The sequence below is a fragment of the Desulfosarcina variabilis str. Montpellier genome (assembly GCF_048565275.1).
In the GTDB taxonomy this organism is placed as follows: domain Bacteria; phylum Desulfobacterota; class Desulfobacteria; order Desulfobacterales; family Desulfosarcinaceae; genus Desulfosarcina; species Desulfosarcina variabilis.
The window spans coordinates 4,019,875-4,033,141 of sequence record NZ_CP159846.1 but is presented as its reverse complement, the minus strand read 5'-3'; the positions used below and the strand labels follow the sequence as shown (position 1 = coordinate 4,033,141).

15 protein-coding genes are annotated in these 13,267 nt (G+C 52.2%); 7 read left to right on the top strand and 8 right to left on the bottom strand.

All coding sequences use genetic code 11. The features are described from left to right. Positions 1-57: 57 nt before the first annotated feature. From fliN to Dvar_RS18105, 5 genes are all read left to right on the top strand, one after another. On the top strand, positions 58-1,440 hold the full coding sequence (fliN, locus tag Dvar_RS18125; RefSeq protein ID WP_419663135.1) for a flagellar motor switch protein FliN: 1,383 nt from the start codon (positions 58-60) through the stop codon (positions 1,438-1,440). A gap of 133 nt (positions 1,441-1,573) precedes the next feature. Beyond that, positions 1,574-1,966, top strand: a complete 393-nt coding sequence (locus tag Dvar_RS18120) for a universal stress protein (protein ID WP_419663134.1) — start codon at positions 1,574-1,576, stop codon at positions 1,964-1,966. Positions 1,967-1,996: 30 nt separating this feature from the next. Then, a complete protein-coding gene (gene coaE / locus Dvar_RS18115; protein ID WP_419664130.1) occupies positions 1,997-2,620 on the top strand; it encodes a dephospho-CoA kinase in 624 nt (207 codons plus the stop codon). 101 nt (positions 2,621-2,721) lie between these two features. Next, positions 2,722-3,399 (top strand): HD-GYP domain-containing protein, encoded by a 678-nt coding sequence (locus tag Dvar_RS18110; RefSeq protein ID WP_419663132.1) that lies wholly within the window; start codon positions 2,722-2,724, stop codon positions 3,397-3,399. A 108-nt stretch (positions 3,400-3,507) separates the two neighbouring features. Then, the gene (locus tag Dvar_RS18105) at positions 3,508-5,100 is read left to right on the top strand and encodes a peptide chain release factor 3 (RefSeq protein WP_419663131.1); all 1,593 of its coding nucleotides are present in this window, start codon (positions 3,508-3,510) and stop codon (positions 5,098-5,100) included. A 107-nt stretch (positions 5,101-5,207) separates the two neighbouring features. Here Dvar_RS18105 and Dvar_RS18100 read toward each other — a convergent pair whose 3' ends face one another. The 7 genes from Dvar_RS18100 to Dvar_RS18070 all read right to left on the bottom strand — a co-directional run bounded on the left by Dvar_RS18100 (position 5,208) and on the right by Dvar_RS18070 (position 10,096). Continuing rightward, positions 5,208-6,563: a PAS domain S-box protein gene (locus tag Dvar_RS18100; RefSeq protein WP_419663129.1), complete on the bottom strand. Its 1,356-nt coding sequence runs from the start codon at positions 6,561-6,563 to the stop codon at positions 5,208-5,210. After that, a complete protein-coding gene (locus Dvar_RS18095) occupies positions 6,535-7,080 on the bottom strand; it encodes a nitroreductase family protein (RefSeq protein ID WP_419663127.1) in 546 nt (181 codons plus the stop codon). Before Dvar_RS18095 ends, Dvar_RS18100 begins: the two co-directional genes overlap by 29 nt. A gap of 67 nt (positions 7,081-7,147) precedes the next feature. Then, positions 7,148-7,870 (bottom strand): enoyl-CoA hydratase/isomerase family protein, encoded by a 723-nt coding sequence (locus Dvar_RS18090; protein WP_419663125.1) that lies wholly within the window; start codon positions 7,868-7,870, stop codon positions 7,148-7,150. Between the two features lie 315 nt (positions 7,871-8,185). Next, positions 8,186-8,383, bottom strand: a complete 198-nt coding sequence (locus Dvar_RS18085; RefSeq protein ID WP_419663123.1) for a hypothetical protein — start codon at positions 8,381-8,383, stop codon at positions 8,186-8,188. Positions 8,384-8,716: 333 nt separating this feature from the next. Further along, on the bottom strand, positions 8,717-9,238 hold the full coding sequence (locus Dvar_RS18080) for an O-acetyl-ADP-ribose deacetylase (RefSeq protein ID WP_419663122.1): 522 nt from the start codon (positions 9,236-9,238) through the stop codon (positions 8,717-8,719). A 122-nt stretch (positions 9,239-9,360) separates the two neighbouring features. Then, entirely contained in the window at positions 9,361-9,855 is a 495-nt protein-coding gene (locus Dvar_RS18075) for an FmdB family zinc ribbon protein (protein ID WP_419663120.1), read from the bottom strand. Between the two features lie 34 nt (positions 9,856-9,889). Next, positions 9,890-10,096, bottom strand: coding sequence for a hypothetical protein (locus Dvar_RS18070; protein WP_419663118.1), 207 nt, complete (start codon positions 10,094-10,096; stop codon positions 9,890-9,892). Between the two features lie 191 nt (positions 10,097-10,287). Here Dvar_RS18070 and ndk point away from each other — a divergent pair, with 191 nt between their 5' ends. Further along, on the top strand, positions 10,288-10,707 hold the full coding sequence (gene ndk, locus Dvar_RS18065) for a nucleoside-diphosphate kinase (protein ID WP_419663116.1): 420 nt from the start codon (positions 10,288-10,290) through the stop codon (positions 10,705-10,707). After that, positions 10,704-11,465: an RNA methyltransferase gene (locus Dvar_RS18060; RefSeq protein ID WP_419663115.1), complete on the top strand. Its 762-nt coding sequence runs from the start codon at positions 10,704-10,706 to the stop codon at positions 11,463-11,465. Before ndk ends, Dvar_RS18060 begins: the two co-directional genes overlap by 4 nt. Positions 11,466-11,677: 212 nt before the next feature. Here the strand turns inward: Dvar_RS18060 and Dvar_RS18055 are convergent, their stop codons facing one another. Further along, positions 11,678-13,264, bottom strand: a complete 1,587-nt coding sequence (locus Dvar_RS18055) for an ATP-binding cassette domain-containing protein (protein WP_419663113.1) — start codon at positions 13,262-13,264, stop codon at positions 11,678-11,680. Between the last annotated feature and the right edge of the window lie 3 nt (positions 13,265-13,267).

Sequence of the window (13,267 nt, the reverse complement as noted above, 5' to 3'; positions counted from 1 at the left end):
ATCGGAAACCACCCCTAAGATGAAATACTTGACAATTCCTTCAACCACAGGCGCCTGATGGAAAAAATAACCGACGAAGCCATTTACCAATCGATTTCATCGACCATCATCGAAACGTTCGATGCCATGATGTCCATTCAAATCGAACGCTTCGATCCGGATGAAGCGATCACCCTGCCTGACAATCATATCGTGGGAGCCATCCATTTTGGTGGTGAAGTTGTCGGTGTAATGAGTTTCAGTCTCGGCTATGACTTCGCCCAAGAAGTCACGGCCGCCATGTTGGGGATTGAAACCAAGGAAATCGAATCCGTAGAGGAAATCAAAGACGTCATTGGTGAGCTGGCCAATATTGTTGCCGGTAACCTGAAGACTGAGTTTCTCGATTCAGGACTGACCTGTGTTATTTCCACCCCCTCCATCACCCAGGGAAGTGATTTCAAGATTGACCCGGTGAATATCGCGCAGCCGCTTAAAATGCGTTTCCGTCGCGATAAAAGTTATGTTTTGATCGAACTGTGCGTCAAGGAAGACATCGGCGCCAAAGAAGACATCATGAGCAAGCTCTCCAGCGAAGTCATTATGGAGCGGATTGCCGGTGTCGACATAAAAAACGCCATTGTCAATTCCGTCATCGATGTCTTCTATACCATGCTCGACATGGAGGTGGAGGCCATTCAGGAAGTTCCGGACAATTTTGTGGAAGAGATGCGCACGGTCGGGTCGGTCACCTTTGCCGGTGAGGTTGACGGGATGTTCAACATCCAGGTCAATGACAACTTTGGCAAGCTGATGACGGCATCCATGCTTGGCATGGAGGTTGATGAAGTTGAAAGCGATGAAGAGGTGTATGACGTCATCCGCGAGGTGAGCAACATCATCGGCGGTAATCTTAAGTCCAATTTTGTCGATGCCGGGCTTTCCTGCGTGTTGTCCACCCCCGCGATCACCAATGGCCGTGATTTCAAGGTCAGCCCCACGAATGTCATCAAGCCGGCCCGTTTCCTGTTCTCCCACGAGGGCCACATTATCATTGTTGAAGCGGGTGTCAAACGCGATGAAACCGCCAAGGAAAAAGAGGAAGATCAAGCGGAAACAGAAGCAATAGCCACTGGCGCTGGCGCGTCTGGAAGAAGACAACCTGCCCCCGCATCAGGCGAAGGCGAGGAACTGGATCAATTCAAAAACATAGGTCTGGTGCTGAATATTCCTTTGCAGGTGACTGTGGAACTGGGGCGATCAAAAAAACGGATCAATGATGTACTGCGCCTGGGGCCGGGATCGGTGGTCGAATTGGACCAGATGGAGGGGGAACCGGTAGATATATTGATTAATCAAACGTTGATCGCCAAGGGGCATGTGGTTGTTGAAAAAGAAAAATACGGCATTCGCATCAGCGAAGTGGTCAGCCGCCGCGAACGATTAAAAAGCATTCGTTGACAAAACTGTCACAAGTATGATTTTAGAGACCGCTGGCATGATCGTGTTTTTTTTAACTGAAGCATCCATGCAGCGGTATTTTCTTTTATTTACAACACCATCCCGCTGCTGAAAGGAAAGTAAGGAGAGATCAATGAAAATTCTAGTCGGCTACGATGGATCCAACTGTGCCAAGGACGCGCTGGCGCTGGCGAAAAAACATGCCCTCGCCTTTGGGGCGCAAGTGTTCGTGATTGCATCTTTAAGCGGTGGCAGTGTCACCCACGCTGTTGAAGTGGAGCATGCCAAGGAAGACCTGCAATACGCAAAAGATTTCCTTGAAGAAGACAACATTGCCTGTGAAACCAAACTGCTTGTGCGTGGCATGACACCGGGTGAAGACCTTGTCAATTATGCCAAAGAACAGGCCGTGGATGAAATTTTCATCGGTATCAAGCGCCGTTCCAAGGTCGGCAAACTGCTTTTTGGATCCAATGCCCAGTACATCATTATCAAGGCCCACTGCCCGGTCGTCACCGTCAAATAACACCACCCCGAAAGGTCCTTTACAGTGATTATGGCGGGTCTCACCGGCGGTATTGCGACCGGTAAATCTACCGTATCCGGTATGCTTGCCGAAGCCGGAGCGAAAATCATCGATGCAGACAAGATCGCCCGGGACGTGGTTGAACCGGGCACCCCTGCCTACCGTGACATTGTGGCTTTTTTTGGCCGCGCCATTCTTCTTGCCGATGGCACCCTTGACCGTAAAGGACTCGGAGATATTATTTTTAACGACCCGGAGAAAAAAAAACGTCTCAACGCCATTGTTCACCCGCGGGTCTACCAGCGCACCGAAGCCCGGATCGCCGAAATCGCCGCAAAATCCCCCGATGCGGTGATCATTCTGGATATTCCCCTGCTCCTTGAAACCGGTATGCGCAAAAATCTGGCCGAGGTGATCGTTGTCTATGTACCGGAAGATCTTCAGTTGCAGCGCCTGATGGCCCGGGACCAGATCGATGCCGACGCCGCCCTGGCCCGCATCCGATCCCAGATGCCCATTGAAGAAAAGCGCAGTCTGGCCACCATCGTCATTGACAACAGTGGTTCTCTGGCCAACACCCGCCAACAATCCCTGGATGTTTTTACCCATCTGCTTCGTCAATCGAAACAAAAAGACGGCTCCTTTTCCGTTTGACACGATTTCCTGCCTGCCGTATATTGATTTGCATTTTTATCGGTTATTTTACTTGAAATAATATGGATCAGGCGTGGCGTTTGCGGTCACAGAGGGCATTCATGCAAATTTATTGGGCAAGCCGTAAACGACTTTGTGCAAAGCAGCTTAAAATGTTAAGCGATATTTCCGCTGCGCTTGGCCAAAAAGACGAGTATACGCAAGCCCACGGACACCGGGTAGCGGTTTACGCCATGCGTCTTGCCAGGCGTTTGGGTTTTGCGGAGGACGACATCCGCTATGTGGGCATTGGTGGATTGTTTCATGATGTTGGCAAGCTGGCCCTGAGTGATCAAATTTTCAACAACTGCGAGGCCCACCTGTCCAAGGATCTACGCCAGGAGGTAAACTGCCACCCACTGATTGGTGCCGCCCTGCTAAAAGACATCGACTTTTTGGAGCCGGTGGTGGATTTTGTGCTTTTTCATCATGAACGTGAGGATGGCACGGGGTATCCGTTTGGATTGAAGGATGCAGAAATACCGGAAGGCGCCAAAATCGTCAGTATCGCCGACTGCTTTGATGCGGTGACCACAGACAGGCCTTACCAAAAAGGGCAATCCATAGAATCGGCCTTCACTATATTGCGTCAAGGATGCCGCAGCTATTTTTGCGAGATGTACGTTGAAACGTTTATCGAGGAAATCGAGGAAAACGGGATTATTCCCGACAATGGGCCAAATTATACGATGGCACGGGAATTGGTTCTATCGGTGGCCGCAGACTGCGCCCCGATCTAGCAACCATCCAGATATCCCATCGAAGCGCCCATCAACGAAAATTAAAACATTGCGATCGATAACAAAGGCCGAATTCGGCCTGTTTTTTTGGACAAAGAAAATATTCCGATGGATCGACATTTCTTGGAAGAATTGAAAAAAAGGCGCACCTTCGGCATTATCAGCCATCCCGATGCAGGTAAAACCACGCTGACGGAGAAACTGCTCCTGTTCGGCGGTGCGATCCAGATGGCTGGTGCCGTGAAAGCCAAACGCGCCGGTCGCTATGCCACCAGTGATTGGATGGCCATTGAAAAAGAGCGTGGCATTTCAGTGACTACCTCGGTCATGAAATTCAACTACACCGGTTATGAAGTGAATTTGCTCGATACGCCCGGGCATCAGGATTTCTCCGAGGACACCTACCGGGTGCTGACCGCCGTTGACAGCGCATTGATGGTCATCGACAGCGCCAAGGGTGTGGAACCCCAAACCGAAAAGCTGATGGAGGTGTGCCGCATGCGCAACACCCCCATTATGACCTTCATCAACAAGCTGGATCGGGACGGGATGCCGCCCCTGGATATCATGGATGAGATTGAGGACAAACTACAGATTGAGTGCGCCCCCCTGTCCTGGCCCATCGGTATGGGCAAACGCTTTCGGGGCATCTACAATCTGCACCGGCGACAGCTGCATCTTTTTTCCGCCGGTGGCCAAACCCGTCAACAGGAAGGGATTCTGATTTCCGATCTTGATGATCCCCAGCTGGACGAGCTGATCGGCAGCCAGGCCGACGACCTGCGTGAGGATGTGGCGCTTCTCGAAGGCGCGGCCAACCCCTTCGAACTGGAAGCCTATCTTAAAGGCAGCCAGACACCGGTGTTTTTCGGCAGCGCCATCAACAATTTTGGCGTACAGGAGCTTTTGGAGGCCTTTGTGGAAATGGCCCCGGCCCCCCAGCCGCGTCCGGCCATGACGCGCATGGTGGCTCCCGAAGAGGATACGTTTTCCGGTTTTGCCTTTAAAATTCAAGCCAATATGGATCCGGCCCATCGCGACCGGATCGCCTTTGTACGCATTTGTTCAGGTAAATTCACCCGCGGCATGAAGGTTTTTCAAACCCGGCTGGATAAGCAGGTCGCCCTGTCCAATGCCACCATTTTTATGGCTCAGGATCGCACCCATGTTGACGAAGCGTACCCGGGCGATATCATCGGCATCCACAACCACGGGACCATCAGCATCGGAGACACCTTCTGCGAGAAAGAGCGCCTGAGCTTTACCGGCATTCCCAGTTTCGCCCCGGATCATTTCCGCAGGGTCCAACTGAAAAGCCCGCTCAAGGCCAAACAATTGCTAAAAGGGTTGATCCAGTTGGCCGAAGAGGGCGCCGTTCAGTTTTTCCGCCCCTTGTCGGGCAACGCCTATATCCTTGGCGCCGTCGGCGTCCTTCAGTTCGATGTGACCATGGCCCGGCTCAAGGCCGAATATGGCGTCGACGCCGTTTATGAGCCGGTCAGCTTTGCTGCGGCGCGCTGGGTGACCAGTGATGATAAAAAACAGCTGGCCGCCTTTGAGAAAGAAAAATACGCCAGCCTGGCGCACGATTCCCAAGGCAAACTGACATTTCTGGCATCCAGCTTGTGGCGTCTTGAAAATGCCATGGAAGAGTGGCCGGCCATCCAATTTCATAAAACCTGTGAACTGGCGGCCGCGTAGGGGGCAAGGGCAAGGTGGCCGATCGCTGCATGAGGGTGATGATGATGTGGTGGTGGGTGCGGTTGGCAGGGGCGATGGGTCAAAAAGGCCGTTCTTATCCGCGCCCCCTACCCTGACCAGTTGGGTCCGCGGGCAATGGTATCGGATCCATCAATGGAAAGCAGGTGTGACCTTAAGTTGGCGCGTTTTTTCTTAAGGCCCAGTTTACGGCGAATGGTGTAACGCACCGCTTCGATGGTGCGAACGGAAAGCCTAAGAATCTGGGCGATGTCCTTTGTGGTTTTGCCTTCTTTGACCAGATTGGCCACCTGAATTTCCAGCGGTGTAAAATTGAGATAGTGGCGAGCCATACGCTGGGAAAGCGGAGAAATCAATTCATTGAGATTGGATTCAACAAGGTTCAGATAAACCCGCTGGCGATCATCCAACCGGCTGGCCTTGAGCTTTTCCAGATAAGGCAGAATCAGGTTTTTGGCATTGCCCAGCATCTTGTCTTCTACATCCATTCGATCCGCTTCCCGTTTGCGCAGCAGGACCTCAAGGGCCGTATTGACTTCAGACAGGCTCTCGGTTCGATCCTTGAGTTCTTTTTCACTGGCTTTCAGGGCCGCCGTAGCGTTCATCTCGGTTGTAATATCCAAAATAATACCGTTAAAAAACAGGCTGCCATCGATTTCATCGGTAACCGCCACACAGATGATCCGCAGCCATCGCCAGCCTTTGTTCCCCGGCCCCATAATTCGCGCCTTTTGATCCATCCGGCGCGTCTCGAGCATCTTGCGGGCCATATCCAGCAACTGATCAACGTCATCCGGATGAATCATCTTGACCCAGGATTGAAACTCAAACACGTTGCCTAAGTCGACAATTTCCTCAATCGATGGGCTGATAAAAACCGGCTGGGGTTGACATTGATTGAGCGGATTGTTCCGCAAGCGAAAAAGAACAAAATTGGACGCACTTTCCATCAATGATCGCAGATGACGTTCTTCCAATCCCCGTTTAGCCGGTTCCAGGCGGCTGACCTTATTCACCTGAACGATAATGTAGCGCGCAACGCTGTCTGAGTCAGCGACCAGTGACAGGTCAATCAGGCTGCCAATACGATTGCCCTGTTGATCAACGCAGTCAAAGGGATGCTGATCATGAATCTTTTTCCCCGACTGGATCATTGCCACCATATGCAAAAGCCGCCGCCACTGGGTCGGCGCAATGATCCGCAGCAGCCGCCGGCCCAACAGATCGTTTTGACCGTAGCCGAGCATTTTGCAAAGCGCCGGATTGACCCGCTTGAAATAACCATCCGCATCGGTAACTGCAAAACCGATGCTGGCATGGTTAAAAAGTGCACCAAACATTGCATCGCCATCCAACAGCGTATCCCTGGCAAGACGACGGCGCTTGGGCAATTCATTGATCGATTGCAAATCGGTTTTAGAAATACGTGTCGTGGGTAAACGCATGAATTTCTCGACGTTTGGGAGCATTGCCGGTCTTTGCCGGGTACCCCAACGGAATCAGCGTGACCAGTTCATAGCCATCGGGAACGCGGATTGCCTCCCTTGCTTGATCATGGTCAAAAAGCCCGGCGATCACCGTGCCAAGCCCCAAATGGTGGGCCATTAAGCACAGGTTTTGAGTGGCCAATCCCAAATCATACATCATCCAGTCACCAAACTTGGTGGCGGATTTTCCTTTATAATAGCCGGAGGCCCCGGTCTTGGCGCACAGCGCCAACAACACCGGTGCCTCGACAATGGCTTTAGTCGCCGGGTTGCCCTTGGCAGGGAAACTGGCTTGGAGCTTTTCCTTGACGGCCGTATCACGGATCACCACCACTTCCCAGCACTGGCAGTTGGTCCATGACGGTGCCCAACGAACGGCTTCCAAAATCTGATCGACCATTTCCACGGGCACCTCACGAGACTCAAAATGCCGCACACTCCGTCTTTCTTTCATCATTTCCAGTAGATCTGTCACCTGTCAAGCTCCTTTCAACAACCGCTTCAAATTCTTTGGTTGGAATAATCAAAATCGTTTGTATCGGTTACTGCAGTGCAATTGTATATTTCCCCGATTCGATATAGGGAATATCCTCGATGTCAAGGGCATGCAGAATTGTATGGTTGAGCCGTTTTTTCATCTCTGCCACAATCGGTCGTTGTTTGTTGATCGCCAGGGCAAATGCCATGCTGTCCTCCATCAGGGTCTGCATGGGGCAGGCTTTATGAATGATATGGTGCATCATACATTGATCGGCGGTCAAGCGAACACCGGTGTATTCCATGTATTCAACCATATACATGGGCATCGCTTTTTTTAGTAGTGCGTTCATTCCCGGCAGCAAAGGAATCCCCAGGTCAACTTCAGGAAAGCAAAAATAGCCGCGATCCGACCGCATAAACCGAAAATCAAAGGCACAGCATAAAATCGCCCCACCGGCAAATGCATGCCCGGAAATCGCCGCAACGGTCAATAATGGATAGGTCACCAGCCGCCGGAACAGCCGGTTGAGCAGGTAAAAGAAATCCTTGGCACGGGCTATGTCGTTTTGCTGAAGAACGGGGACCAGCCAATCCAGATCGATACCATTGCTAAAAATCTTTTCATGGGTGGAGGTAATCAGCAAGGTGGTCGCATGGGTTTCCTTTTCAACCATGTCCAGGTTATTTAAAAATGCATTGCAAAAATCAGGGTTGAAGCGGTTTTCACCATCATTCAACGTTATCGTTGCCACATGCTCGTTGATGCTATAGTCCACCAGTGTCATGTTTTTCTCCTTGGGAAGGCTTGATCCATTTTCCAATATCAGGGGAAGGCGTTTGATAATGCCGGCAACCCAACCATGCGTGTGCGATTATAAGCATGATTTGTATAGGGCGTCATCGGTTTATAGCAAGGCAGGGCGCCGCCCGCAAGAAAAAGATAAAAAACTTAAATGGTTAAGAAATAAAGAATGCTATAGAACTATAGTTTAAAGCGAATCGATCTGGATAATTGCTGACACTGCCTTGATACTTCCGGTTAAATAAAAAAAGGCGATCTGTAAATCAGATCGCCTTTATAGTTGAACTGGGCCAGCTTTTTAAGCGCAGCAGGACCCTTTGGTTCCGCAACTGCTGCAACCGGCACCAAAATCGATACCACAGTCGAGCTTGAAGCCGTACATATGAAAATCAACTTTGATCGGTTTGGCTTTTTCTAAAAATTCGGTATTGACGATAAACTGAAACCCATCAATGTCAAATGAGGTATCCGTATCAACTGGCTCATCCAGAGCCATGGCCAAGCCAGGCCCCCCTCACCCGCCCTCGTTAAGGAAAATACGAATGGGCTTTACATCTTTTCCTTTAAAATACTCGGCAATTTGTTCGACCGCCGGTTTCGTAACCTCAAACATAATGACCTCCTTAAGAAATTGAAATTAGGCTGCTGCACATTCAGAGCCCGTAACCGCTGGATGGTTTCAAAAAAATGAAAGTAACGACACCAATTGTATTTGTCAATCCTTATTCAAAAAAGCATTGACAAGTAAAATACTTGCAATGGATAAGGGTGCAAAATGCGCCCCCGCCATTTTTATCCCCCCATGCCCTTCTATCGGTAAGACCGGAATCTATCTTAAGATAGAGACCAGATAACGGGTATAGACCGCCAAATCCCCAGCTGAAAAGAGCATGAAAATAACACGCTCGGGGTGATCATGGCGCGTCATAAAATCGATACAGTTGTCCACAGCGATTTTGCATGCATCATCGATGGGATACCCGTAGACGCCACAGCTGATGGCTGGAAACGCAACCGTTTTCAGCCCTTTTTGCATCGCAAGGGTCAGGCTGTTGATGTAGCAGTCAGATAACAGGCGGCTGTCCTGACTGCGTCCCCGGTAAACCGGTCCCACCGTGTGGATGACAAACTTGGCGGGCAGGCGGTACCCCTTGGTCAGGCGAGCCTCTCCGGTGGGGCAACCACCGATGGTCCGGCACTCCGCCAAAAGCTCCGGGCCGGCCCCCCTGTGGATGGCGCCATCGACGCCGCCGCCGCCCCGTAAGGAAGTGTTGGCCGCGTTAACAATGGCATCTACGTTCAGTTGGGTGATGTCTCCCTGACGGGCTTCCAGGCGATCTTTCAGGTTCATCTGTTAGTCTCCATGGGTTGAACGACGGACGAAAAAAGAAGGACGAGGGACGCGTTGATTCTTCCGTCGTCCGAGCGAAGCGGTCGTCCATCGTCCGTCGGTATCGTATACGATCATCACATTTAAAGATCATACAGCGTCTCGTCCCGAATCGGTGCCGGTTTGCCCCCCCGGGCGCCACGACCTTTTTTGCCACTGAATACGAATGGATCTTCATTTTCCAGCAGGTCGCCCATCTCCGCCTCGATTTGCTCGGGGTCTTCCCCCCGCTCCATACGCAGCAGTGCTTCCTCCATGCCCGAGCCCAGTTCCATCCCCGTCATGTCGGTCAGTTTGCGCATCAAATCGGCGGCCTGCCGGGGATCGTCTTCATTGATCCGATCCGCCTCTGTGCTCAGCATCTGCATGGCCTTTTCCATTTTGGATTCGTCAAAGGGCAAGTCCTCATCTTCTCCCCCCTCTTTGGCTTTGCCGGTGAAGGCAAAGGCCGACATTTGGCGCTCTAATGTTGTTTTTTTGCACTTGGGACAGGTGGGCGTTTTGGTGGTGTTGATGGTCCGCGAAAAAAAATTAAACAAGGTATTGCAGTCCGGGCAGTAAAATTCATAGATCGGCATGGTTTCTCCACTATGGATTTCATTGTGTGTTAAGCTAAATGGTTGTTTGTGTAGCAGAAGAAAGGATAATAAGCGTCCAAATAATAGGACCGCGGCGGTTGTCTGTCAACCACACCATAAATCTGGCCGCGTCACCTGCATTCGGCGTTTCTGTTTCGTTGACTTGGAAATGGCCTTCTGCTATGGCAGCTTCGAACTTTGACGGATTCGTAAAAAGTCCGATATCGGCGTTACGCTTCATCCTTCGTCACTGCGGAGTACGATTCGTACACTGCCTACGGCACCCGCGATAGCGGTATTCCTCAGGATTCGCAAGCCTTGATCTCGGGCTTTTTACGAATCCGTCCGAACGGCGGCTTTTTACGAGTTCATCATCATTGCAAAGCGACTGTTTATTTTTAAAAACTTATAATGGGTGAAAGGAAACGTAACATGGAACGAACATTGTCAATCATCAAACCGGATGGCGTGGGCCGGGGCCTGATTGGAGACGTGGTCAAGCGATTGGAAGCAAGCGGCTTGACCATCCTGGCCATGAAAATGATCCACATGACCAAGACTCAGGCACAAGGATTTTATGCGGTGCATCGCGAACGCCCCTTTTTCGACAGTCTGACCGATTTCATGTCCTCGGGCCCGGCAGTGGTCATGGTTCTGGAAGGCGAAAATGCCATTGCCCGCTATCGGGAGCTGATGGGCGCAACCAATTACAAGGAAGCCGCCGAAGGCACCATCCGCCGCGATTTTGCCACTGACATTGAAAAAAACGTCGTTCATGGTTCCGACGCACCGGAAACCGCCGCATTCGAGATCAGCTATTTTTTCAATGCGTTTGAAATCAACCCGCGATGACCGTCGGCATCCACCGCGACAACATCGCCATTGTCCTGCAGCGGCCCCGCTATCCTGAAAATATCGGGTCCGCTGCCAGGGCCATGTGCAATATGGGGTTTGGCCGCCTGATCGTGGTCAACCCCGGCATCTGGGATGAAGAACGGATTCGGCGCCTGGCCACCCATGCAGCCGGATCCGTGGTGGACACCATCGAACGGTTTGATTCGCTGCACGATGCCCTGGCCCCATTTGGTCATGTGGTAGGCACCACGGCCCGTCTGGGCGGTCAGCGGCCGGTGATCAAGTTCCCCGACGTTCTGGCACAAAGCCTCATTCCCCTGTCCCAAAACAATGCCGTAGCCATTGTCTTCGGTCCTGAAGATCGGGGGCTCACCAATGCGGATGTGAAGCTGTGCCACCAACTGGTCAACATTCCCACCGCGGATTTCACGTCCCTCAACTTGGCCCAGGCCGTGATGGTGCTTTGCTATTGTCTTTCCGTTGCCGGCCAGTCAGAGCGCCCCCGCCAATCTCCACGGCTGGCCAAACGCATTGAGCTGGATCAAATGTATGATGAACTGGCTGCGGCGCTGATTGATATCGGGTACCTGAACCCGGAAAATCCCGATTATTGGATGATCCGCATCCGCCGGTTTTTCACACGCGTTTCCCTACGCGCCGGTGAGGCGAGTATCATCCGTGGCATTTGCCGCCAGATCAAACGCTACGGTGAGCGCCGTTATGCTCAAGGGTTGCGGGATGGGGGGAATCGGTGATGGGTGAACAATAGTCGACTATCTAAATTAATAAACGGATAGTTGAAAGAATGAAGGAAGCAGGACGACCGCTTCGCTGGGACGACGGATGAGGAAAAAAGACCTTCTACCGAGCGAGCGAATAACGCCTTCTGCCTGACGATCCTCCTTCATCACAGCGAAGCGGTCATCTATCGTCCCTCGGTCTCGGTCGCCGGTCTCTGATTTCTGTTTCACCGATTACCGATCACTGATTCCTCACCAACCAGCCCACAGAAAACCACCCGCCCCTTTTCAAGCACCAATCGGTGGGTCGTGCAACGGGGAATCTCATGTTCATGATGGGATACAAAAATCAAATGGGTGGCCCCGCAGCCGATTTGCTCCACCAAACCCAGTACTCGGCTGCGATTTTCAAAATCCAGCCCACTGCAAGGTTCGTCCAAAATCAGTAAGCGCGGTTTTTTCACCATGGCCCGGGCAATCAGAATCAGTTGACGCTGTCCCTGGGACAGTTGGTTGAAAGGGGTTTGGGCAAGATCGGCAGCATCCATGGATTCAAGAGAGCGCCGGGAAATGGCAATCTGCTCGGCATCGCAGTATCGGTAAAGCCCGACGGAATCAAAAAAGCCAGAGCAAACCACGTCCAGGGCCGTCATTTGTTTCTGGTAGACGGTGGCCAGATCGTGACTCACCAGGCCCAGCTGCTCACGGACCTCGCCAAGGGTCTGATCCGCGCCCCGATGCTTACCGAACAGCCGGATTCGATTGGCGTAAACTTGCAGACAGTCACCGGTAATCAGTCTGAGAATGGTGGATTTTCCCGCTCCATTGGCACCGGTGATGGCCCAGTTTTCCCCTTCCTTCATTGTCCAACTGAAGTCGTCCAGCACCCTGGTGCCGTTGTAGCGCACAGACACGGATTGCATCTCGACAATGGCCGCGGATGAAAAGCAGCGGTTAGGCCGCCAGGCGGGACACTCAGCCCCCCTTGCCTTATCGGGAAAAAGCCGGGCCTTTGCGGCTCGCTCAAATAGCTGCCGATTATTCTGGTTATTCTGGCAATCCCCATTATTTCCGTTTTTGTGGACAGGACCGGCTGCAACCATCCGCCCATCTTCGATGGTCAGCACATGCGTAATGGCGCCAAGCAGCTCTTCAGGACGGTGGGTGACAAGCAAGATGGGCAATCCATCACCGGCCAGATGATCGAGCATATCCACCATCTCCTGCCGCCCCGTGCCGTCGAGTCCTTCGAATGGCTCGTCCAAAATAAGCATGCGTGGCTGGCGGATCAGCTGGCGAGCGATGAGGACCCGGCTCATTTCACCGGTCGAAACAGCCAAAATCGGTTTGTCCAAAAGGCGCCCCAGACCAAGGCGACGGGCAAGGCGAGCCACACGATCAACCCGCTGACCAGGTTTCAGGCAGTTGTCCGCAAAGCGGTGGATCAATTGCCGAACCGAGGTGGCGTCATTGAATTTACCGGCAAAATCCCTTGAAAAATCCAGGCGCCGTTCCTGACGCCACAGCTCGCGGCGGGCGTCACTGGCAACAAAGGCAATCCCTTCCGTCGGCACCAGGGGGCCGAGCAAATGATAGTGGATCTTACCCTGTACCACAGGCAACAGGCCGGCAATGGCCTTGGCCAAGGTGGTCTTGCCAGCCCCATTGGGACCAACCACCGCCCATTGCTCGCCTTTATTGATCTGCCATGACAATCCCTGCAACAACCAGCGGTCTCGCTGCCTGACAGCGATCCGGTCAATGGTGATCAGGGGTATAGACGCCGATCCGTTCACATCCAGCAAACCAGGCAAGCT